This window comes from Pseudomonas sp. B37(2017) (genome assembly GCF_002112885.1).
GTDB lineage: Bacteria > Pseudomonadota > Gammaproteobacteria > Pseudomonadales > Pseudomonadaceae > Aquipseudomonas > Aquipseudomonas paraglycinae.
The window spans coordinates 404,628-427,103 of sequence record NZ_NEIX01000005.1 but is presented as its reverse complement, the minus strand read 5'-3'; the positions used below and the strand labels follow the sequence as shown (position 1 = coordinate 427,103).

At 61.4% G+C, this 22,476-nt stretch carries 15 protein-coding genes and 1 riboswitch; of the genes, 13 read left to right on the top strand and 2 right to left on the bottom strand.

The window, feature by feature from the left end; genetic code table 11:
* The first annotated feature begins 45 nt into the window (after positions 1 to 45).
* From CAF90_RS16235 to argR, 5 genes are all read left to right on the top strand, one after another.
* Positions 46 to 735 (top strand): ABC transporter permease, encoded by a 690-nt coding sequence (locus CAF90_RS16235; protein ID WP_007951063.1) that lies wholly within the window; start codon positions 46 to 48, stop codon positions 733 to 735.
* Positions 732 to 1,430, top strand: a complete 699-nt coding sequence (locus tag CAF90_RS16230) for an ABC transporter permease (protein WP_007951062.1) — start codon at positions 732 to 734, stop codon at positions 1,428 to 1,430. The genes CAF90_RS16235 and CAF90_RS16230 overlap by 4 nt, the downstream gene beginning before the upstream one ends.
* Position 1,431: 1 nt before the next feature.
* The gene (locus tag CAF90_RS16225; protein ID WP_085607462.1) at positions 1,432 to 2,544 is read left to right on the top strand and encodes a succinylglutamate desuccinylase/aspartoacylase family protein; all 1,113 of its coding nucleotides are present in this window, start codon (positions 1,432 to 1,434) and stop codon (positions 2,542 to 2,544) included.
* Positions 2,545 to 2,567: 23 nt separating this feature from the next.
* A complete protein-coding gene (locus tag CAF90_RS16220; RefSeq protein ID WP_003227281.1) occupies positions 2,568 to 3,332 on the top strand; it encodes an ABC transporter ATP-binding protein in 765 nt (254 codons plus the stop codon).
* A 111-nt stretch (positions 3,333 to 3,443) separates the two neighbouring features.
* Positions 3,444 to 4,424, top strand: a complete 981-nt coding sequence (gene argR, locus CAF90_RS16215; RefSeq protein ID WP_085607460.1) for a transcriptional regulator ArgR — start codon at positions 3,444 to 3,446, stop codon at positions 4,422 to 4,424.
* 48 nt (positions 4,425 to 4,472) lie between these two features.
* Here argR and CAF90_RS16210 read toward each other — a convergent pair whose 3' ends face one another.
* Complete coding sequence (locus CAF90_RS16210) at positions 4,473 to 12,212, bottom strand: dermonecrotic toxin domain-containing protein (protein WP_085607458.1); 7,740 nt, start codon at positions 12,210 to 12,212, stop codon at positions 4,473 to 4,475.
* A gap of 306 nt (positions 12,213 to 12,518) precedes the next feature.
* Here CAF90_RS16210 and CAF90_RS16205 point away from each other — a divergent pair, with 306 nt between their 5' ends.
* The 7 genes from CAF90_RS16205 (at position 12,519) to astE (ending at position 20,388) form a co-directional block, all read left to right on the top strand.
* Positions 12,519 to 13,739: an aspartate aminotransferase family protein gene (locus tag CAF90_RS16205; RefSeq protein ID WP_007951058.1), complete on the top strand. Its 1,221-nt coding sequence runs from the start codon at positions 12,519 to 12,521 to the stop codon at positions 13,737 to 13,739.
* A 224-nt stretch (positions 13,740 to 13,963) separates the two neighbouring features.
* Entirely contained in the window at positions 13,964 to 14,983 is a 1,020-nt protein-coding gene (gene aruF / locus CAF90_RS16200; RefSeq protein WP_007951057.1) for an arginine/ornithine succinyltransferase subunit alpha, read from the top strand.
* Between the two features lie 51 nt (positions 14,984 to 15,034).
* Positions 15,035 to 16,060, top strand: a complete 1,026-nt coding sequence (gene astA, locus CAF90_RS16195) for an arginine N-succinyltransferase (protein ID WP_007951056.1) — start codon at positions 15,035 to 15,037, stop codon at positions 16,058 to 16,060.
* A complete protein-coding gene (gene astD / locus CAF90_RS16190; RefSeq protein ID WP_170929397.1) occupies positions 16,057 to 17,526 on the top strand; it encodes a succinylglutamate-semialdehyde dehydrogenase in 1,470 nt (489 codons plus the stop codon). The genes astA and astD overlap by 4 nt, the downstream gene beginning before the upstream one ends.
* A 139-nt stretch (positions 17,527 to 17,665) precedes the next feature.
* Positions 17,666 to 19,012, top strand: coding sequence for an N-succinylarginine dihydrolase (astB, locus tag CAF90_RS16185; protein WP_085607454.1), 1,347 nt, complete (start codon positions 17,666 to 17,668; stop codon positions 19,010 to 19,012).
* A gap of 62 nt (positions 19,013 to 19,074) precedes the next feature.
* The gene (locus CAF90_RS16180) at positions 19,075 to 19,365 is read left to right on the top strand and encodes a hypothetical protein (RefSeq protein ID WP_064598799.1); all 291 of its coding nucleotides are present in this window, start codon (positions 19,075 to 19,077) and stop codon (positions 19,363 to 19,365) included.
* A gap of 12 nt (positions 19,366 to 19,377) precedes the next feature.
* Positions 19,378 to 20,388: a succinylglutamate desuccinylase gene (astE, locus tag CAF90_RS16175; RefSeq protein WP_085607452.1), complete on the top strand. Its 1,011-nt coding sequence runs from the start codon at positions 19,378 to 19,380 to the stop codon at positions 20,386 to 20,388.
* A 45-nt stretch (positions 20,389 to 20,433) separates the two neighbouring features.
* Here the strand turns inward: astE and CAF90_RS16170 are convergent, their stop codons facing one another.
* Entirely contained in the window at positions 20,434 to 20,943 is a 510-nt protein-coding gene (locus CAF90_RS16170) for a 6,7-dimethyl-8-ribityllumazine synthase (protein ID WP_011335530.1), read from the bottom strand.
* A 102-nt stretch (positions 20,944 to 21,045) separates the two neighbouring features.
* A riboswitch (FMN riboswitch) is annotated at positions 21,046 to 21,217 on the bottom strand.
* Positions 21,218 to 21,415: 198 nt separating this feature from the next.
* Here CAF90_RS16170 and ltaE point away from each other — a divergent pair.
* Positions 21,416 to 22,420 carry a low-specificity L-threonine aldolase gene (ltaE, locus tag CAF90_RS16165; RefSeq protein ID WP_085607450.1) on the top strand — a complete coding sequence of 335 codons (1,005 nt, stop codon included), beginning with the start codon at positions 21,416 to 21,418 and terminating at the stop codon, positions 22,418 to 22,420.
* The last annotated feature ends 56 nt before the right edge of the window (positions 22,421 to 22,476 follow it).

Below are 22,476 nucleotides of genomic sequence, written 5' to 3'. Positions count from 1 at the left end.
GCGGTTTGCGCCATTTTTTCATCCCAACTTTCGAGGACCTGAATCATGTTGAAAGGCTACGGGGCTGTCATCCTCGATGGCGCTTGGCTGACGCTTCAGCTCGCCTTGTCGTCCATGGCCCTGGCCATCGTTCTCGGGCTGATCGGCGTCGCGTTGCGCCTGTCGCCGGTGCGCTGGCTGGCGTGGCTGGGCGATCTGTATTCCACGGTGATTCGCGGGATTCCCGACCTGGTGCTGATCCTGTTGATCTTCTACGGCGGTCAGGACCTGCTCAACCGCGTCGCGCCAATGCTCGGCTATGACGACTACATCGACCTGAACCCGCTGGCCGCCGGTATCGGCACACTCGGTTTCATCTTCGGTGCGTACCTGTCGGAAACCTTCCGCGGCGCGTTCATGGCGATTCCCAAAGGTCAGGCCGAAGCCGGCATGGCGTACGGCATGAGCAGCTTCCAGGTGTTCTTCCGCGTGCTGGTGCCGCAGATGATCCGTCTGGCGATTCCGGGCTTCACCAACAACTGGCTGGTGCTGACCAAGGCCACCGCGCTGATTTCCGTGGTCGGTCTGCAAGACATGATGTTCAAGGCCAAGCAGGCGGCCGACGCCACCCGCGAGCCTTTCACCTTCTTCCTCGCAGTGGCGGCGATGTACCTGGTGATCACCAGTGTCTCGTTGCTGGCGCTGCGTCACCTTGAGAAGCGCTACTCGGTAGGCGTAAGGGCGGCTGATCTATGATCTTCGACTACAACGTCATTTGGGAGGCTCTGCCGCTGTACCTCGGCGGTCTGGTCACCACCCTCAAGTTGCTCGCGCTGTCGCTGTTCTTCGGTCTGCTCGCGGCCCTGCCGTTGGGACTGATGCGCGTATCCAAGAACGCTGTGGTCAACGGCGCGGCGTGGCTCTACACCTACGTGATTCGCGGCACGCCGATGCTGGTTCAGCTGTTCCTGATCTACTACGGTCTGGCGCAGTTCGAAGCGGTGCGTGAAAGTTTCCTCTGGCCGTGGCTGTCCAGCGCAACGTTCTGTGCGTGCCTGGCGTTCGCGATCAACACCAGCGCCTACACCGCCGAAATCATCGCCGGCAGCCTGAAAGCCACGCCGAACGGCGAGATCGAAGCGGCCAAGGCCATGGGCATGTCGCGCTTCAAGATGTACAAGCGCATCCTGCTGCCATCGGCCCTGCGCCGGGCGCTGCCGCAGTACAGCAACGAAGTGATCATGATGCTGCAGACTACCAGTCTGGCGTCCATCGTGACCCTGATCGACATCACCGGCGCGGCCCGTACCGTCAACGCGCAGTTCTACCTGCCGTTCGAGGCGTACATCACCGCCGGCGTGTTCTACCTGTGCCTGACCTTCATTCTGGTGCGCCTGTTCAAGCTGGCCGAGCGTCGCTGGCTGAGCTACCTGGCCCCGAGGAAGCACTGATATGGAACGCATCGACCACGTTCTGCCGTGGAGCCACCTGGGCAGCGAACGCAAGATTTCGGTTTTCCGCTTCGGTAGCGGCGAGCGCAAGGCCTACATCCAGGCCAGCCTCCACGCGGACGAACTGCCCGGTATGCGCACTGCCTGGGAACTGAAAAAACGCCTCGGCGAACTCGAAGCCAAGGGCTTGCTCAACGGCGTCATCGAACTGGTGCCCGTGGCCAACCCGCTGGGTCTGGGCCATTTGCTGCAAGGCAACCATCAGGGTCGTTTCGAGGCCGGCAGCGGCAAGAATTTCAACCGTGATTTCGTCGAGCTCAGCGCCCCCGTGGCCGCTACGCTGGAAGGACAACTCGGTGATGATCCGCACGCCAACATCCGTCTGATCCGTCAGGCAATGGCCGATCATCTGGCCGCATTGCCCGAGGCCAGCAGCCAGTTGCAAGGCATGCAGCGCATCCTGCTGCAACATGCCGCCACCGCCGATGTGGTGCTGGACTTGCATTGCGATTGCGAAGCCGCGCTGCACATGTACGCCTTGCCGCAGCATTGGCCGCAGTGGCGTTCGCTCGCCGCGCACCTGGATGTAAAAGTCGGCTTGCTGGCGGAAGATTCCGGCGGCAGCTCGTTCGACGAGGCTTGCTCGTTGCCGTGGCTACGTCTGTCGCGCCTGTTCCCGGACGCGCAGATTCCACTGGCGTGCCTGGCGACCACCGTCGAACTCGGCGGTCAGGCTGACACCACGCCGGCGCAGGCCGAAGCCTGGGCAGCAGGCATTCTGGCGTTCCTCGCCGAGCAAGGCCTGATCCGTGGCGACTGGCCGAGCGCGGCGCACGAGCCGTGCGAAGGCATGCCGTTCGAAGGCACTGAATTGCTCCTGCCGCCGCATCCTGGCGTGGTGAGTTTTCTGCGCAAGCCCGGCGAGTGGGTTGAAGCCGGTGACAAGATTTTCGAAGTGATCGATCCGCTGTCGGATCGGGTCAGCACGGTGTGTGCTGGTACGTCCGGGGTGCTGTTTGCCATTGAGCGGCTGCGTTACGCCCAACCCGGTTTCTGGCTGGCCAAAGTGGCGGGGCGCGATGCGCTGCGCGACGGCCCTTTGCTCAACGACTGACTGTTTTTGTGAGAACCGACCGCATGTACAAACTTGAAGTCCAAGACCTGCATAAACGCTATGGCAGTCACGAAGTGCTCAAGGGCGTTTCCCTGAAAGCGGCCGCCGGCGATGTGATCAGCATCATCGGCTCCAGTGGCTCCGGCAAAAGTACTTTCCTGCGCTGCATCAACCTGCTCGAGCAGCCGCACGCGGGCAAGATCCTGCTCAACAACGAAGAGCTGAAACTGGTGGCGAACAAGGACGGCGCGCTGAAAGCCGCTGATCCGAAACAGCTGCAACGCATGCGTTCGCGCCTGTCGATGGTGTTCCAGCACTTCAACCTGTGGTCGCACATGACCGCGCTGGAAAACATCATGGAAGCGCCGGTTCACGTGCTGGGCGTGTCCAAGGCCGAAGCCCGCGAGAAAGCCGAGCACTACCTGAACAAGGTCGGCGTGGCTCATCGTAAGGACGCGTTCCCGGGGCACATGTCCGGTGGCGAACAGCAGCGTGTGGCAATCGCTCGTGCGCTGGCGATGGAACCGGAAGTGATGCTGTTCGACGAACCGACTTCGGCCCTCGACCCGGAACTGGTCGGCGACGTGCTGAAAGTCATGCAGGCCCTCGCTCAGGAAGGTCGGACCATGGTGGTGGTGACTCACGAAATGGGCTTCGCCCGTGAAGTGTCGAACCAGCTGGTGTTCCTGCACAAAGGCGTCGTCGAAGAAAGCGGCAACCCGCGTGAAGTGCTGGTCAATCCGCAATCGGAACGTTTGCAACAATTCCTCTCGGGCAGCCTCAAGTAATCGCTCCCGTTATGCACCAAATTAGGTCATGCTGCGCAGCGCGCCAGATGGTCTAATTTGGTTGCAGCCGATTTCGGTTTTTCCCTCTGTTTACGTTTCGGATCGCCCGCCATGACTGCCCATCGAATTGGTTTCCTGATTTGGCCCAGCACTAAAGCTCTGACTTTGGCGCTGGCGGAGGAGGCCTTGCGTGTTGCCCAGCGTGTGCATCCGGACGTGGTTTACGAGCTGTCGTTCCTGCAGGCTGAAGCACCGACCGACGGTGAATGGCAACTGCCCGGCGAACCCTGGGCCGGCAAACTCGAAAACTTCCAGAAACTGTTCCTGCTCGCTGACGAGCCACCGACCACGTTGGCGCCGGCACTCAGCAGCGCGCTGAAACAACTGGTGCGAGCCGGTTGTGTGATCGGCGGTCTGTCGGCCGGTGTGTACCCGCTGGCGCAACTCGGTCTGCTCGACGGCTACCGCGCGGCGGTGCACTGGCGCTGGCAGGACGATTTCGCCGAGCGCTTCCCGAAAGTCATCGCCACCAGCCATCTGTTCGATTGGGATCGCGATCGTCTGACCGCGTGCGGTGGTATGTCGGTACTCGATTTGCTGCTGGCAGTCCTGGCCCGCGATCACGGTGCGGAACTGGCCGGTGCGGTCTCGGAAGAACTGGTGGTCGAGCGCATCCGCGAAGGCGGCGAGCGTCAGCGCATTCCATTGCAGAACCGTCTCGGCTCCAGCCATCCGAAGCTCACCCAGGCCGTGTTGCTGATGGAAGCCAACATCGAAGAGCCGCTGACCACCGACGAAATCGCCCAGCATGTGTGCGTGTCCCGTCGTCAGCTGGAGCGGATCTTCAAGCAATACCTCAACCGCGTGCCGAGCCAGTACTACCTGGAACTGCGCCTGAACAAGGCCCGGCAGATGTTGATGCAGACCAGCAAGTCGATCATCCAGATCGGCCTGTCGTGCGGTTTCTCTTCGGGGCCGCATTTCTCCAGCGCCTATCGCAACTTCTTCGGCGCCACGCCGCGGGAAGACCGCAACCAGCGGCGCAGCAGCAGTCCGTTCGAACTGTCGTCGGTGCCGCCAGAGCGCGGTTGATCCCTCGCCAACCACGCCATGGCATTGGCTGCCATGGCGCTGCACCCGTCAGTCTTCGATTTCCAGATCAGGCCTCATTTCCGGTGGGCGCGGCATGCCGTCGATGCCGTTGACGTTCAGGTTGTTGCCCGTTTCCTGATAGTAGGCCCGGACGCGTGCCAGGCTTTGCGGCGACAGCGGGTTGTTGCGCAAGTCGTAGCGGTCGCCGACTGACGCGGGCACATCCATGATTTCTTCCGGCACGTCCGTGATCGCATTGCCGGACAGGTCGATCTCGTTCCAGTGCAGGTTTTCCAGCGTCCCTTTGGGGATTTCGGTGATCCCGGTATCGCTCAGGTCGAGGTCGGTGAGGCTGTGCAGGTTGCTGATGTCGGGCGTCAGGCCCAGCGGGTTGTCGCGCAGGTTGAGCACTTCGAGTTTGTCCATGCTCGCCAGTGCTGCCACCGATTCAGGTGTCAGGCTGATTTCGCAGTCCGGCAGGCTCAGCGCCGTCAGTTGACTCATGGTGAAAATGTCCTTGGGAATATCGCCCAGATTGCATTCGCGAATGGCCAGGCTGTCCAGCCCGGGAAAGGCTTCAAGGAAGCGTCCAAGCCGTGACGAGTGGCCGTCACCCACCAGGAACAGGTCCGGCACATAGGGGAACCGGGCACCGAGTGTCGGCAGTTCGCCGAGGAAACTCACGGTGTGGCTGAACCCGTAGCTGTCGAGACTTGAATCCTCCATCGGGATTTTGTGCCAGCAAGTCAGCAGCGCTTCGGCGAACTGTGAGCGCAGTTGCTCCTGACGCAGGCGCGCGGTTTCGGGCAGTGGTTGGCCGTTGAGTGGGTTCACGGGGATGTCGCCGCTCCACTGCGCGAGGCTGCGGGTGAGATCGCTCAGCGCCATTTCCCGACGAGCCACTTCGTTGCGACCATCGGCCAATGTCCCGCTCAGGCGATAGATAAAAGTGCTGGCCTGCTCATTGTCCATCGCGGGATATAGCGTCTGTACCCTTGCCCGATCTGCCTCATCGGCAAGCACGCCGAGATCACCGCCGGTGCGCCGGAAGTAGTCCTTGACCCGCTCGCGTATCGCGGGGCTCAGGGGGTTGTTGCCGAAGTCGTAGCCATTGCCGATATCCGCCGGCAAGTTGAAGATCTCCTCGGGAATTTCGCTTATGCGATTGTTGTTGAGGATGACGATTTCCAGCTCCGGATGGTTGATGACGCCGTCGGGAACCTCGCTGATGGCGGTGCCGGCCAGGTCGAGAAAATCCAGTGCCGGCAGGGTGCGGATGTCTGGCGCCAGTCCCAGCGGATTGTTGTACAGGTCGAGTTTCTTCAGGCGTGTGAGGGTAGCGAGAATGGCGCGCCCTTGTGCATCCAGCACCACCGCGCAATTGCTCAGCACCAGATTTTCCAGGGTGGGCATGCGTTTGAGCGAGGCCGGCATTTGCTGCAAACCGAGATCGCGCAGCTCCAGGGTTTTCAGCCCTGTAAACGCGCCGAAGAAATCATCGCCGGCGCGCAGTTGGGCGTTACCCGTAATGGACAAGGTGGTGACGTGGCTGAAGTCAGCGTCCAGTGCTGGCAGCTCACCCATGAAAGGGAGGTTGAGCACCAGCCGGTCTGACCGCATTTCGGGCTGGGCGGTCGAGCGTGCACGCCAGAATGCTTGCAGATCCCGGCGGCATTGATCACGGCCGGAGCGTTCGACGACGTTGTCTTCTTCAGTGAGCGGGGTGCCGGTTGACGGATGTCGCTCGGGAATCTCCCCGACCCAGCGGCTGAGCGTGGTCTCCAGCTGTTGCCATTCCGATTCCCAGTGGCCGATTTGAAGTCGACCGTGATCGAGTGTTCCCGGTAACAGATACAACAGGCGACTCGCTTGCTCGGCATCCAGTTCTGGAAACAGGGCTAGCACGCGCCTGATATCGGCCTGCGGCATCGATACGCCGAAATTCTGTCGGGTGCGCTGGTAACGGGACTTGATCCGTTCGAGCGTCGCGAGGGACAGCGGGTTGTCCCCGAGAATGAATTGATTGGGCGAGAGCACGGGCAGGTCGAACAAGCTGTCTGGCAGTTCGCTGATCCGGTTGTGATCGAAGTTGGCCATGATCAGAGTCGGATGTTCGACCAGGCCTTCGGGCAGGTGAGTGATCCCGGTGTCGATCAAACGCACGTGAGTCAGTGCCGGCAATGCCTGCAAATCCGGTGCGGCGCCCAACGGGTTGTGGCTCAGGTTGAGCATCTGCAACCGGGTCATGGAGGACAGGCGGGACGGGGTTGGCGGTGTCAGGGTCAACTCGCAGTACTCAAGCACCAGACGCTCCAGCAACGGCATGCGTTCGCAAGCCTCGGGCAGTTGCTCCAGTTTGAACTCGTGAAGTTCCAGATGGCGAAGACCGGTGAAGGACGATAGGAAAGCGTCGACGCCGCTCAGGGTCGAGTTGCCGTCGAGAGTCAGTTCGGCGATGTGGCTGAAGTCTGCCGACAGCGCGGGTAGCTCGCCAATGAAGGGCAGTTCCGCGATCAGGACGTTGCCTCGTTCTGTGGGTTTTTCGGCAAACCGGAAGCGCCATAGTTCTTCGATCCGCTGAGCGAACAATCGCCTGTTTGTTTGCGTCACGAAGATTTGTCGTGGATTGAGCAATTGCCCCGTGGTCGGATGAACGCTGGGCCCGGCAACAGCCCATTGCGCGAGGTCGGCATTCAGCTGACGGATTTCGGCCTGCCAGTGCCGCAGTTGGCTGCGGCCGAGTTCGAGCGAGCCCGGCAAACTGTAGAACACGTCGCTGGCGTCCTGTGTGTCGAGGTCGGGAAACAGCTGCTGGGTGGTTTCGATATCCGCCGCGTCGGCGAGTACGGCGAAGTCCTGGCCGGTTTCGCGGCAGTACTGCTTGATCCGCTCGCGAGTGCCGGCGCTCAGCGGATTGTTTGAAAGGTCGTAGCTGTCACCGGCCTGGGCCGATAGCTCAAACAGGGCTTCGGGCAACTCGGTGATCTGGTTCTCGCTGAGGATGGCGGTCTTGATTTTCGGGTGATCGAGGAGGCCGGGCGGGACTTCCAGCAAGCCCGTGCGTGACAGATCAAGGTAGGTCAGGGTGTTCAGGGTTTGCAGGTCGGGCACCAGGTTCAGCGGATTGCCCGGCAGTTCCAGTGATTCGAGTCTGGGCATCGCGGCCAGTGCTGTCAGTGATTCGGCAGTGAAGCTCACGCCGCAATTATCCAGCACCAATACCTCCAGCATCGGCAGGCTATTGAGCGTCCGGGTCAGTTGATCCAGTTCGCCGTTACGCAGAATCAAGCGTTTCAACCGAGAGAAACTGCGCAGAAACGGCGCGTCACCGCGCAGGCCTTTGTTGCCGTTGAGGGTCAGTGCGGTGATGTGGCTGAAGTCGGCGCTCAGCTCCGGCAGGTCACCGATGAACGTGGCATCGGCCGTGAAGACATCGGCCCTGGCGTGAGGATGGATCTTCGAGCGGTGACGCCACAGGCGCAGCAACTTGCCGGCGAAAGTCTCGCGTGCGTCCTGTTCCGTGAAGCGCTCGTTGGCCTCAAGCATTGCGCCACTTACCGGGTGGCGGTCGGGGGTATCCCGTGCCCAAACGTTCAGGTCCGCGTTCAATGTGGCCAGCTCGGTTTCCCACGCGGTCAGTTGCAAGCGACCCTGGATCAGTGAACCGGGCAAGCGATAAATCAGGTTGCTGGCCTGGCCTTCGTCGATATCCGGAAAAAGCGCCCTGGTGCGGGTGATATCGGCTTGTTCGGCGCGCACGCCGAAATTGACGCCGGTGCCGGTGAAATAGGTCTTCACTTGCTCGCGTGTGACAGCGGAGAGTGGATTGCCGGAGAAGTCGTATCCGGCGCCGGCGACGGGCGAGAACTCGAACAGCGCTGGCGGCAGCGTGCTGATCCGGTTGTCGGTCAGCCAGGCGCTTCTGATCTGCGGATGGTCGATCAAACCGGGTGGGGTTTCGGAAATCCCGGTGCGGGACAGGTTGAGGTAGGTCAGCGATGGCATGAAGGTCATGTCAAAGCTCGTCCCCAGCGGATTGTCCTTGAGATCCAGCTCAACCAGCTCGTCGAGTGACGTCAGCAGCGCCTGGTTTTCCGGGGTCAGAACGATTCCACATTGACGCAGGCGCAATTGGCGCAGGGTCGGCATGGTCGAGAGGCCTTGCGGCAGGTTGTGCAGGTCGAAGTGCTGTAGATCCAGACGGGTCAGTCGAGGGAAGCGACCAATAAAGTTCTCGATGTCCGCCGATGTTCCACTGCCGCAGAGCTCCAGGCTGACGACGTGACTGAAGTCTGCCGTCAGCTCCGGCAGATCGCCCAGCAACGGTTCGATAAAACGCATGCGGTAGCCAAAGCGCTGCGGGGTTTCCCGGCGCCAGCAACTGAGCAGGGTTCGGGAGAAAAGCTGTCGATCGCGTGCGGCCGCTGCTCGCCGGGCTAGAGACAGTTCCTGGCCGGTTACAGGATCGACCAGCACGTCTCTCAGTCGCCACTGATCAAGGTCGATCTCCAGACGTGCGTATTCGAGGCGCAGGCGCGACAGCTCGGCAATCGGGTTCTCCAGATGGCTTTGCAGATGCTGCACCATCGCCCGCTGACCATCCTCGGTGATGCCGGGAAAAACATCGCGCACCCGCGCTTCCAGAGTGGGCGGAGAATCGTCGGGTGACACATTGCGTGAATAACCTTCAGCGCCCAGCAGACGCAAGGTGTCGACCTCACTGGCGGGAGCGCTTTCGACTGCCAGAGTGAGGCGCAGATTGGCGCGGGGCAGGGGATTGTCGCGAATCAGTTGCCGGAGTTTTGGTCCTTCGCCGATCTGCAGGTTCAGGGCCTGGCGTTGGGCATCAGGCAAGGCTTGCAGCACGCTGGTGTAGAAATCTGTCGGGCCGTGCAACTCCAGTCCGGTCTGATCAAACGGCTGCCACGTGCCATCGGCCCGGCGCACCAGAATTTTCTCGATGGCCGCACCCACGGGGCCGGTGGTGTCGACTCTGTTCCCTGTAAACGACTGGTCGCGGACTTCCAGACTCACAGCATCTGACCAACCCGACAGTAGCGGCAGGCTGTGCAGTGCCAGGGTTTCGGAATCCGGGTTGCGCACCGAATCGATTTCCAGTCCTTCATAGGCGCGGGTGATGCGCAGTTCGTGCAGGGCGGTTTCGCAAAGCTGCTGTTGACGCTCTGAAATTTGCCCTTCGCCCAGTTGCAGCAGCTCGGTGCCGGTGGCGGTGTGAATGAGTTCTTCGATGATTCGGGCTGGCAGCTCTGGTGCGTATCTGGCTACCTGTTGTTCGAGAGGGACATTGCGCGGCTGGCGTGACGCATAACGTTGTTCGAACAGGGCTGGCCGCTGTTGTTCGGCAATCTGCGCGAGCCGGATCCGGAGTTGGCGAGTGCGCACATCGAGGGCGATTTTTTGCCCGAAGTCTTCATTGAGCAGGGTGTTGATTTCGCCCTCGTCGAGGGTCAGCAACAGGGTCTTGAGCAAGTCGCCGTCTACCAGTCGGTCAGCGTGAATCTCGGTCAGTGTGGGCTGCGCATCGCCGGAGGACTGCCAGACCCTTTTGCCCCCGGCATCGATCAGGCGCAGACGCCGTGAGTCCGGCCACAAGTCCTGTTCGTGGAGTAACTGAAGCTGGATCAGCGGATCGGCCTTTCGATAAGTCGCTGGATCGTCGCTGCTCATCTGCTCGATGAACGTCTGCAAATCCTGATCGATCCTGAAACGCTCGAGGGTGTCGGCCAGCAGCGGCGGTATGCGCTCCTGATTCACGTGCATTTTGCGCAAACCGTCTTCGGTGTAACCGCTGACTTTCAGAATGCGTTCGCGCTGCGTCGGGGTAAACGACTCCACGCTGTGGCCGATTCGCTGCAACGCAGTGGTGCCGTCCCATCGCAACGGGTGTTCCAGCTCGGTGTGAAACGCCCCTTCGCCGTTATGCCGCACCACGGGTTCATAGGCGTCGGTGCGTGCAGGGTGTTCGATGCGCCACTTACCGGGCATTTCGTGATCGCTGACGACGTAATGTGCCTGATCCAGCGGTAGCAGTTTTTTACCCTCGTGCCGGTGCAGGCCCTGCGCGTCGGGTGTGGAATCTGCCGCTGGCACGGTGTCGCGGGCATAGTTTTGCAGATCCGGCTTCCAGTACAGGGTTTTGCCGTTGCGCAGTTTCACCGGCCGGAAGCGGTCCATGAACGCCACGACTTCGGCCGGCAACACCTTGGGCAGCTCGGCCATGGCAATGCCGGTGCCACCGCCGAAAGCGCCGAGCTGGATCAGTGATTCGAGCGCAGCAAAGAAATGTTCGCCGGCTTCGGTTGTCTGGCCTTCAGCCCATTCGATGACCGATTCGAAAACCTCGTCGAGCAGTTGGTAAGTGATGTACGCCATCATCATTTCACCCAGAAACGGGATGAACGGCAGGACGACGAACGCGGCGGTTTCCAGGACCGACGCCGCGACACTGACAAACGAATCCCAGCGTTTCCAGCGTGCGTTGCGATCGACCATGGCAGTGGGAACTGCGATCACTGCGGCATCGTTGAGAATTTTGTTCAACTTGCCTTGGTAAAGGTGTTCCAAAAATTGGCCGACGACGGGCGTGACTGCCCATTGCAGGTCAGGCTTTTCGATGGGGGTGTCGCGCCAGGGCGGCAATTGGCTGTCGGCCTGTGGTGGGTGCCATTTGGTTTCGCTCAGTCGTTGCCTGAGCTGGCCGAAAAATTGTCCACGCTGCTCGTGAGCGACGAAGCGGCTGAAGAATCGTTGGTACTCCGTATCGCGTAATTGCCGGGTCAGTTCCTTGGCAAGGTCTGCGGTGGAGCGGTATTCCTTTACCGGATGTTCAGGATCATCCGGAAAGTAAGCCACCACCGTGACTGCGGTTTTTGCGCGTTCGAGGTCTGGTGCAAATATCACGACTCCGGTCAGGGCGACCGACATCATCGTCAAGTCGTGGCAGCGCATTGGCTGACCGTTCATCAATACGGTAGACGCACCATCCAGCAATCGTTCAATCGAATGCCGATTCGCATGTCCGATATCGCCCTGCATGCGCGCCATCTTCAGCGCCGCGCGCAATGCGGTTTTTTGCGCTGTATTGACTCTGTGCCGCAGGACCGCAGCCGCTACCGGGCTGGAGATGGCGAGATTTTCTTCGAGATAAACCTTGTAGCGAGCGCCGATATCCAGCTCTCGGCAAAGATGGGAGAAAGCCGGGATACCGGGTTTTGCGTTCAGTGGTGCCAGCGTTTCGAATTGCCCTGTCGCCGACGGGCGGGTGATGAACGAGGAGCCGCTGGTGTAGGCATCTGCTTCTGTTTCGCCAGCCTCGAAGTTATGCAGGGCTGCATCCAGCAGTGACACCGTCCACGTACGGGTGCCGGTGGTGATGCCTGCTGCCTTCACCGGGATGTACAACTGCAGAAAGGTGTCGTTGACGTTCAGGTCCAGGTCAAACCGCGATTTCAGCGCCTCGGTCAGAATCGGCTCGGCAAAGGCGCTGGCGTTCTGTATCCGTTGGAGCATCTGATCGACGGCATTCTGCGCGGTCATGTGCTGCGTTATGGCGCTTCTGAGCGCTTGATGTTGATCTGCGGGTGCTGACCTGAACGGGTCGGGGAGGGCGCGATGGCTGTTCTTCAAGGCCGTGCGTCGGGCGGGTGACGCCTTGCCCAGCCATTCGGGGATCGCGTTCACCAGCGGTTCATAGTGCGAAGCGGGGTTTTGCGCGGTCGCACCGGGCGTGGGCGAACTGGCGGGCGGTTGCCCGGTGGTGGAAGGCATCGTTGGCGTCCTTGAGCGTCGAAAAAGAGCTCAAGCAGAGCAAAATGCATCCCGTGTCAGGTGGTACATATGTATGACAGGCCAGCCCTTCGCAATTGATAGGCTCGCAGGACTGCTGAAATGGCTGGCGGCAGTTTAAACTGCGCCTTTGCGACGCTATATGTCGCATTGCCGTAAACCCGGGAAAATCCGGGGTTTGCGCTATAAGAAGTTGTCGCTTGGCGACAAGGCCGGGCTGAAAACTGTCCTTACAATCCCCCCATCGCTCGCCAGTTTCAGGCGGGTGGCCCTCATCAGGAGACTCCGATGTCCGTTGAGCACGCTGCGGTACAACGCGCCGATTTCGACCAGGTTATGGTTCCCAACTACGCGCCTGCCGCTTTCATTCCTGTGCGTGGCGCCGGTTCCCGCGTCTGGGACCAGTCCGGCCGCGAGCTGATCGACTTCGCCGGCGGCATCGCCGTCAACGTATTGGGCCATGCGCATCCGGCGCTGGTCGGTGCCTTGACCGAGCAAGCGAACAAGCTGTGGCACGTGTCCAACGTGTTCACCAACGAGCCGGCCCTGCGCCTGGCGCACAAGCTGATCGACGCCACCTTTGCCGAGCGCGTGTTCTTCTGCAACTCCGGCGCCGAAGCCAACGAGGCCGCCTTCAAGCTGGCACGTCGTGTCGCGTTCGACCGTTTCGGCACCGAGAAGTACGAAATCATCGCCGCGCTCAACAGCTTCCACGGCCGCACCCTGTTCACCGTGAACGTTGGTGGCCAGTCGAAGTACTCCGACGGTTTCGGCCCGAAAATCACCGGCATCACCCACGTGCCGTACAACGACCTGGCGGCGCTGAAAGCCGCTGTTTCGGACAAGACCTGCGCGGTTGTTCTGGAACCGATCCAGGGCGAGGGCGGCGTGCTGCCGGCCGAGCTGGCTTACCTGCAAGGTGCCCGTGAACTGTGCGACGCGAACAACGCGCTGCTGGTGTTCGACGAAGTGCAGACCGGCATGGGCCGCACCGGCAACCTGTTCGCCTACCAGCATTTCGGTGTGGTTCCGGACATCCTGACCAGCGCCAAGAGCCTGGGCGGCGGTTTCCCGATCGCCGCGATGCTGACCACCGAAGCGCTGGCCAAGCATCTGGTCGTCGGCACTCACGGCACCACTTACGGCGGCAACCCGCTGGCGTGCGCCGTGGCTGAAGCGGTGATCGATGTGATCAACACCCCTGAGGTGCTGAACGGCGTCAACGCCAAGCACGACAAGTTCAAGACTCGCCTGCAACAGATCGGCGAGAAGTACGGCCTGTTCACCCAGGTGCGTGGTCTCGGTCTGCTGATCGGTTGCGTGCTGAGCGATGCCTGGAAAGGCAAGGCCAAAGACATCTTCAACGCCGCTGAGCAAGAAGGCCTGATGATTCTGCAAGCCGGCCCGGACGTGATCCGTTTCGCCCCGAGCCTGGTGGTTGAAGACGCGGACATCGACGCCGGTCTGGATCGCTTCGAACGTGCTGCGGCGAAACTGACTCAAGCCTGATAGACCCTTCGGCACCTGACTTGATCAGGCGCCGAACCCAATTTTGATGCCGGGCAAAATCAAATGTGGGAGCGGGCTTGCTCGCGAAGAGGGAGTGTCAGTCGCCATCTACGCTGACTGATACACCGCCTTCGCGAGCAAGCCCGCTCCCACACTGATCTCTGTTTATGCAGTCAGTGCCTGGTTATTTTTTCTGTGAATTTATAAGAGAAAGGAGTGACACCATGCTGGTGATGCGCCCCGCGCAAATGGCTGATCTGGGCGAGGTACAGCGTCTGGCTGCGGACAGCCCGATTGGTGTCACTTCCTTGCCGGATGACGTTGAACGCCTGAGCGACAAGATCGCTGCGAGCGAAGCCTCGTTTGCCGCCGAAGTGAGCTTCAACGGCGAAGAGAGTTACTTCTTCGTCCTCGAAGACACCGCCACCGGCAAACTGGTGGGCTGCTCGGCAATCGTCGCGTCGGCCGGTTATTCCGAGCCGTTCTACAGCTTTCGCAACGAGACCTTCGTGCACGCCTCCCGCGAGCTGAAGATCCACAACAAGATCCACGTGCTCTCGCAATGCCACGACCTGACCGGCAACAGCTTGCTGACCAGTTTCTACGTGCAGCGCGAGCTGGTGGGTTCGCCGTGGTCTGAGCTCAACTCCCGTGGCCGTCTGCTGTTCGTCGCCAGCCACCCGGAGCGATTCGCCGATTCGGTGGTGACCGAGATCGTCGGTTACAGCGACGAGAACGGCGACTCGCCGTTCTGGGACGCCATCGGTCGCAACTTCTTCGACCTGAACTACGCCGAGGCCGAGCGTCTGTGTGGCCTGAAAAGCCGTACGTTCCTCGCCGAGCTGATGCCGCATTACCCGATCTACGTGCCGCTGCTGCCGGACTCCGCTCAGGAAGCGATGGGCCAGGTGCACCCGCGTGCGCAGATCACCTTCGACATCCTGATGCGCGAAGGCTTCGAGACCGATCACTACATCGACATCTTCGACGGTGGCCCGACCCTGCATGCGCGCGTTTCGGGGATCCGTTCGATCGCCCAGAGCCGCGTGGTGCCGGTGAAGATCGGCGAGCCGGTCAAAGGTGCCGGTCGCCAGTATCTGGTGGCCAATGCCCAGTTGCAGGATTACCGCGCGGTATTGCTGGAGCTGGATTACGCGCCGGGCAAACCGGTGACCCTGGATCTGGAAGCGGCCGAAGCCCTGGGCGTCGGTGAAGGTGCCAGCGTGCGCCTGGTGGCGGTTTAACGCCTTAGCGAGTTTCACGGGTGGCCACGGCGGCCCGTTTGAGGAGATAGCATGATTGTTCGTCCCGTACGCAGCAGCGATTTGTCCGCTCTGATCGACCTTGCCCGCAGCACCGGCACCGGCCTGACCACCTTGCCGGCCAACGAAGAGCGCCTGACCCACCGGGTCGGCTGGGCCGAGAAGACCTTTCGCGGTGAAGCCGGCCGTGGCGACGCGGACTACCTGTTCGTGCTCGAAGACGATGACGGTCGCGTGGTGGGGATTTCCGCCATCGCCGGCGCCGTCGGTCTGCGCGAGCCTTGGTACAACTTCCGCGTCGGCCTGACCGTCAGCGCCTCGCAGGAACTGAACATCTATCGCGAGATCCCGACGCTGTTCCTGGCCAACGACCTGACCGGCAACTCCGAACTGTGCTCGCTGTTCCTTCACGCCGACTACCGCACCGGCCTCAACGGTCGCATGTTGTCCAAGGCGCGGATGCTGTTCATCGCCGAATTCCCGCAACTGTTCGGCAACAAGATCATCGCCGAGATGCGCGGCGTGTCGGATGACGCTGGCCGTTCGCCGTTCTGGGAAAGCCTGGGCCGTCACTTCTTCAAGATGGAATTCAGCCAGGCCGATTACCTGACCGGTGTCGGCAACAAGGCGTTCATCGCTGAACTGATGCCGAAATTCCCGCTGTACACCTGCTTCCTGTCGCCGGACGCGCGCAATGTCATCGGCCAGGTGCACCCGGACACCGAGCCGGCGCTGGCGATGCTCAAGAGCGAAGGTTTCAGCTATCAGGGTTACGTCGACATCTTCGACGCCGGCCCGGCCATCGAGTGCGAGACCAGCAAGATCCGCGCGGTGCGCGACAGCGAAGCGCTGGTGCTGGCCATCGGCACGCCGGGCGACGACGCCACGCCGTTCATCATCCATAACCGCAAACGCGAAGATTGCCGCATCACGGCTGCGCCGGCCCGTCTGGCCGCCGGCACCCTGGTGGTCGATCCGCTGACTGCCAAACGTCTTCAACTCAACGCTGGCGATCAGGTTCGCGCCGTGGCGTTGTCTGCTGCCCGGGAGTCGAAATAATGAATTCGCTATACATCGCAGGTGAGTGGCTGGCCGGTCAGGGCGAGGCCTTTCAATCGCTGAACCCGGTGACCCAGCAAGTGCTGTGGTCGGGGGAGGGCGCTACTGCCGCTCAGGTCGAGTCGGCCGTGCAGGCTGCGCGTCAGGCGTTCCCGGGCTGGGCCCGTCGTACCCTGGAAGATCGCATCAGCGTGCTCGAAGCTTTCGCCGCTGCGCTGAAAAACCACGCTGACGAGCTGGCCCGCACCATCGGTGAGGAAACCGGCAAACCGCTGTGGGAAGCCGCGACCGAAGTCACCAGCATGGTCAACAAGATCGCGATCTCGGTGCAGAGCTACCGCGAACGCACCGGCGAGAAGAGCGGCCCGCTGGGCGACGCCACCGCCGTATTGCGCCACAAGCCTCACGGTGTGGTGGCGGTGTTCGGCCCTTACAACTTCCCCGGTCATTTGCCGAACGGCCACATCGTGCCGGCGCTGCTGGCGGGTAACAGCGTGCTGTTCAAACCAAGCGAGCTGACCCCGAAAGTCGCCGAGCTGACGGTCAAGTGCTGGATCGAAGCCGGTCTGCCGGCCGGTGTCCTGAACCTGCTGCAAGGCGCCCGCGAAACCGGTATCGCTCTGGCGGCGAACCCAGGCATCGACGGTCTGTTCTTTACCGGTTCGAGCCGTACCGGCAATCACCTGCACCAGCAGTTCGCCGGTCGTCCGGACAAGATTCTTGCGCTGGAAATGGGTGGCAACAACCCGCTGGTGGTCGATCAGGTCGCTGATCTTGATGCGGCGGTGTACACGATCATTCAGTCGGCATTCATTTCCGCCGGTCAGCGTTGCACCTGCGCCCGTCGTCTGCTGGTGCCGCAAGGCGCGTGGGGCGACAGCCTGCTCAAGCGCCTGGTGGAAGTCAGCTCGACCATCGAAGTCGGCGCGTTCGATCAGCAGCCGGCGCCGTTCATGGGCTCGGTGGTTTCCCTTGGCGCGGCAAAAGCGTTGATGGATGCCCAGGCGCATCTGCTGGCTAACGGTGCAGTGTCGCTGCTGGCAATGACTCAGCCACAGGCGCAGTCGGCGCTGCTGACCCCGGGCATCATTGATGTGACGGCGGTTGCCGATCGCTCCGACGAAGAACTGTTCGGTCCGTTGCTGCAAGTGATCCGCTACGCCGATTTCGCGGCGGCGATTGCCGAAGCCAACGACACAGCATTTGGTCTGGCCGCTGGCCTGCTGTCGGATTCCGAAGAGCGCTACCAGCAGTTCTGGCTGGAAAGCCGTGCCGGGATCGTCAACTGGAACAAGCAACTGACCGGTGCTGCGAGCAGCGCACCGTTCGGCGGTGTCGGCGCTTCGGGCAACCACCGCGCCAGTGCCTATTACGCGGCGGATTACTGCGCGTACCCGGTGGCCTCGCTGGAAACTCCAAGCCTGGTGATGCCGGCGGCGCTGACGCCTGGCGTGAAGATGGCGTGATGCCCATTCGCGAGCAAGCTCGCTCCCACAAGGGCGATGAGAACCCTGTGGGAGCGAGCTTGCTCGCGAAGGCCGCGACTCGGTCTTATTGAATTGTTACCCGATGCCTATAACAACAGATTCTCGTGGAGCCTCGCTGATGAAATCCTATGAAGTCAATTTTGACGGTCTAGTGGGGCCGACCCATAACTACGGTGGTCTGTCCTACGGCAACGTTGCGTCCCAGAGCAACAGCCAGCAGTCTTCGAACCCGAAGGAAGCGGCGCTGCAAGGTCTGGCGAAAATGAAAGCGCTGATGGAAATGGGCTTTCAGCAGGGCGTGCTCGCACCGCAGGAGCGTCCGGATGTGGCTGCTCTGCGCCGCCTGGGTTTCAGCGGCACCGACGCTCAGGTGATCGAGCGCGCCGCCAAAGAAGCGATGCCGCTGCTGGTCGCCAGTTGCTCGGCGTCGAGCATGTGGGTGGCCAACGCCGCCACGGTCAGCCCGAGTGCCGACACCGCTGACGGTCGCGTGCATTTCACCGCCGCCAACCTGAACTGCAAATACCACCGCAGCATCGAGCACCCGACCACCAGTCGCGTGCTGGGCGCGATGTTCGCCAACCAGCAACACTTCGCGCACCACGCCGCATTGCCGGCAGTGGCGCAGTTTGGCGACGAAGGTGCAGCGAACCACACGCGTTTCTGCCGTGAGTACGGCGAGGCCGGCGTCGAGTTCTTCGTGTTCGGTCGCAGTGCGTTCGACACCCGTTACCCGGCACCGCAGAAATACCCGGCGCGCCAGACCCTCGAAGCGTCGCAAGCAGTCGCTCGTTTGCACGGCCTGCGTGACGACGGCGTGGTCTACGCGCAGCAGAATCCGGCGGTGATCGATCAGGGCGTGTTCCACAACGACGTGATCGCGGTGGGCAACGGCGAGGTGCTGTTCTATCACGAGGACGCGTTCCTCGACACCGATCAGATGCTGGCCGAACTGCAAGCCAAACTGGCCAAGGTCGGCGGCAACTTCCAGTCGGTCTGCGTGCCGCGTTCGGCGGTCACCGTGGACGACGCGGTGCGTTCCTACCTGTTCAACAGCCAGCTGTTGTCGCGTCCTGACGGTTCGATGCTGCTGATCGTGCCGGAAGAGTGCCGTGGCAACGAGCGCGTGTGGAATTACCTGCAAGGCCTGACCAGCTCCGGCGGCCTGATCCGCGAAGTAAAAGTCTTCGATCTCAAGCAAAGCATGCAGAACGGCGGTGGCCCGGCGTGCCTGCGACTGCGCGTCGCGCTCAACGAAACCGAGCTGGCGGCCGTCAACCCAGGGGTTATCATGACCGCCCCGTTGTACGGTTCGTTGACCGCATGGGTTGAAAAGCACTACCGCGACCGCCTGACCGAAAGCGATCTGGCGGATCCGCAATTGCTGCTTGAATGCCGGACGGCACTGGATGAACTGACGCAAATCCTTAAACTGGGCGCGGTTTATCCATTCCAGATCAATTGATGGCCGGCGCGTTGCCTGAACGCGGCGCGCGGCTTGTCTCCCCAACAGAGCGTAAAAAAGACATGAGCGATTCCCTGCGGCTGATCCTTGAAGACACCGACGGCAAGCAACTGGAAACTTCCTGCACCCGCGTCGCGGTCATGTGGCAAGGCAAAGAGCTGTGGATCCAGCAGGACGGCCGCGGCCAACTGTTGATCGGCGTGGACGTCGAAGAGGGCGACGAAGAGTACGCCAACCTGCTGTTGCGCCCATTGGCGACTAATCTGGTAAGTCTGCAACTGGAGATGGAACCGGCTGATCTCGGCGACGATGACGGCCACGTGCACGGCCCGGATTGCAATCACGACCACTAAGGAAACCGCTCTATGCTCGCCCTCGGCAAACTGCTTGAACTGACCCTCGCCGGCCGCGAACCGGCGGAGAAGACTCAACTGACTGTCGAAGGCGTGCGCATGCGCTGGTTGAGCGAGGGTGCGCTGGAAGTCCGGCCACCCGAAGCGCGCGACAATGGCCTGGACCTGCTGCTGTCGGCAGGCATCCACGGCAACGAAACGGCACCGATCGAATTGCTCGACCGGTTGCTGCATGACATCGCTCGCGGCGATCTGAAGCCGCGCGCACGCATTCTGTTCCTGTTCGGCAACCCGGAAGCGATTCGCAAGGGCGAGCGTTTCGTCGAGCAGGACGTCAATCGGCTGTTCAACGGCCGTCACGAACAAAGCAGCGGTTCCGAAGCCCTGCGCGCCTGCGAGCTGGAACGCCTGGCGGCAATTTTCTTCAGCCTTCCTGATCGTCAGCGCCTGCACTACGACCTGCACACCGCGATTCGCGGTTCGAAGATCGAGCAGTTCGCTTTGTATCCGTGGAAGGAAGGTCGCCAGCATTCCCGTCTTGAACTGGCCCGCCTGCGCGCCGCCGGTATGGAAGCGGTGCTGTTGCAGAACAAACCGTCGATCGTGTTCAGCTCCTACACCTATGACAAGCTGGGGGCCGAGTCCTTCACGCTGGAACTGGGCAAGGCGCGGCCATTCGGGCAGAACGCCGGGGTCAATGTGTCGCTGCTGGAAACCCGTCTGAAGCAGATCATCGAAGGCACCGAGCCGGAGATGGCCGAGCAGGGGCTGGACGGTCTTCAACTGTTCAGCGTGGCACGGGAAATCATCAAGCACAGCGATGCGTTCCGCCTGAACCTGCCGGCGGACATCGAAAACTTTTCGGAACTGGATGTGGGTTATGTGCTGGCCGAAGATCTGGCCAATACCCGCTGGATCATCGAAGAGCAGGGCGCGCGGATCATCTTCCCCAACCCCAAGGTCAAGAACGGCCTGCGGGCGGGCATTCTGATCGTGCCGACCACTGACGAAAATCTCGCCTGAAACTGAATCTCCCCCGCGCAGCGCGCGGGGGAGATCGTTATTGCATCAGACCGCTACGGCGCGCGGCTCGGTGCGGCGCAACGCACGCACTTTCTGCAGCGTATCCGCGCAGGTCTTCGCCGCTTCCTGACCCTTGTGCACGAAATGCTCGAAGAAGAACTTCTGGTGTTCTTCGCCGGCGTGGAAGTGGTGCGGGGTCAGCGATACCGAGAACACCGGCACTTCGGTTTCCAGCTGAACCTGCATCAGGCCGCTGACCACCGACTGGGCGACGAACTCGTGACGGTAGATCCCGCCGTCCACCACCAGGGCGGCGGCAACGATACCGGCATAACGACCGGTCTTGGCCAGCAGCTTGGCGTGCAGAGGCATTTCAAAGGCGCCGCCGACTTCGAAGAAATCGATGTCCGATTCCTGATAACCCTGAGCGATCATTTCGGCGAGGAAACCTTTACGGCTCTGGTCGACGATTTCCTTGTGCCAGCAGGCCTGGATGAACGCGACGCGCTCGCCGTGGGTGTGTTTGCTTTTGCTGTCGATAGCGGTGGGTTGCATGTTCTGACTCCTGTTTGTGTAAAAAACAGGGCGTTATGAATCGAAAGGGATTCAAGGGTACGCACGCTCGCGCGAACACGGCGGACGGCCCTTTGGCGTTAATCCCGTTCTCTCTTCATCCGGACTATGACCGTCGGCCCCGGAATCACACCGGGTCTGCTGACCTTGCCGCCGTTCACGGCTTTTGCCGTGTCCGTCACCAAGCGCTCGCGGGCTATGCGCATTGCGCGCAATTACCGCCGGTGGGGAATTGCACCCCGCCCTGAGAACGTTTCGCCGCCCTTTATCGGGCGGCGCAGCGTTTTTAACACAGATTGCCGGGCTGTGCATTGCGCCTTTGTGATGATTGCCATCGGATTTCTCGAAGCGCAGGAAACGACTTTTCCTTGCGCAAGGGTTGATTAATCCGCGCCATGCCCGCAGTAATTCCTCTTCGTAAAGGGATTTCCCCTGCTGACTTGAGGCCAGGTTCATGAGCGTTATCGATCTTCGCAGCGACACCGTCACTCAACCGACTCCCGCCATGCTCGACGCGATGACCCGCGCCGATACCGGCGATGACGTGTATGGCGAAGATCCGACGGTCAATCGTCTGGAAGCCGAACTGGCGAAACGGCTGGGTTTCGCCGCCGCGCTGTTCGTTCCGACCGGCACCATGAGCAACCTGCTGGGCCTGATGGCGCACTGCGAGCGCGGTGACGAATACATCGTCGGTCAACAGGCGCACACCTATAAGTACGAGGGCGGTGGTGCCGCGGTACTCGGTTCGATCCAGCCACAGCCGCTGGAAGTGCAGGCCGATGGCTCGCTGGACCTGGATCAGGTGGCAGCGGCGATCAAGCCTGATGACTTCCACTTCGCCCGCACCCGCCTGCTGGCGCTGGAAAACACCATGCAGGGCAAAGTGCTGCCGCTGGAGTATCTGACCCGGGCCCGTCAGTTCACTCAGGACAATGGCCTGCAGCTGCATCTGGACGGCGCGCGGCTGTACAACGCGGCGGTCAAGCTCGGGGTCGATGCCCGGGAAATCACCCAATATTTCGATTCGGTCTCGGTGTGCCTGTCCAAAGGCCTCGGTTCACCGGTCGGTTCGGTGCTGTGCGGTTCGTCGGCGTTGATTGCAAAGGCCCGGCGCCTGCGCAAAATGGTCGGTGGCGGCATGCGTCAGGCCGGATTGCTGGCGGCGGCGGGGCTATATGCGTTGGACCACAACGTCGAGCGTCTGGCGGATGACCATGCCAACGCCCAGTTTTTGGCCGAAGGCCTGCGCGAGGCCGGTTTCAGCGTCGAACCGGTGCAGACCAACATGGTTTACGTGCAGATGGGCGACCGTGCCGAGGCGATCAAGGCATTCGCTGCCGAGCGCGGGATCAAATTGAGCGCCGCCTCGCGGTTGCGGATGGTCACGCACATGGACGTCAATCGCTCGCAAATCGAGCAAGTGATCGCGACATTCGTCGAGTTTTCGCGCAAGTGACAGCGTTAGCCACCCAATTGACCGTTTCTATCGTATAAACACGCTGTACCCCGCGC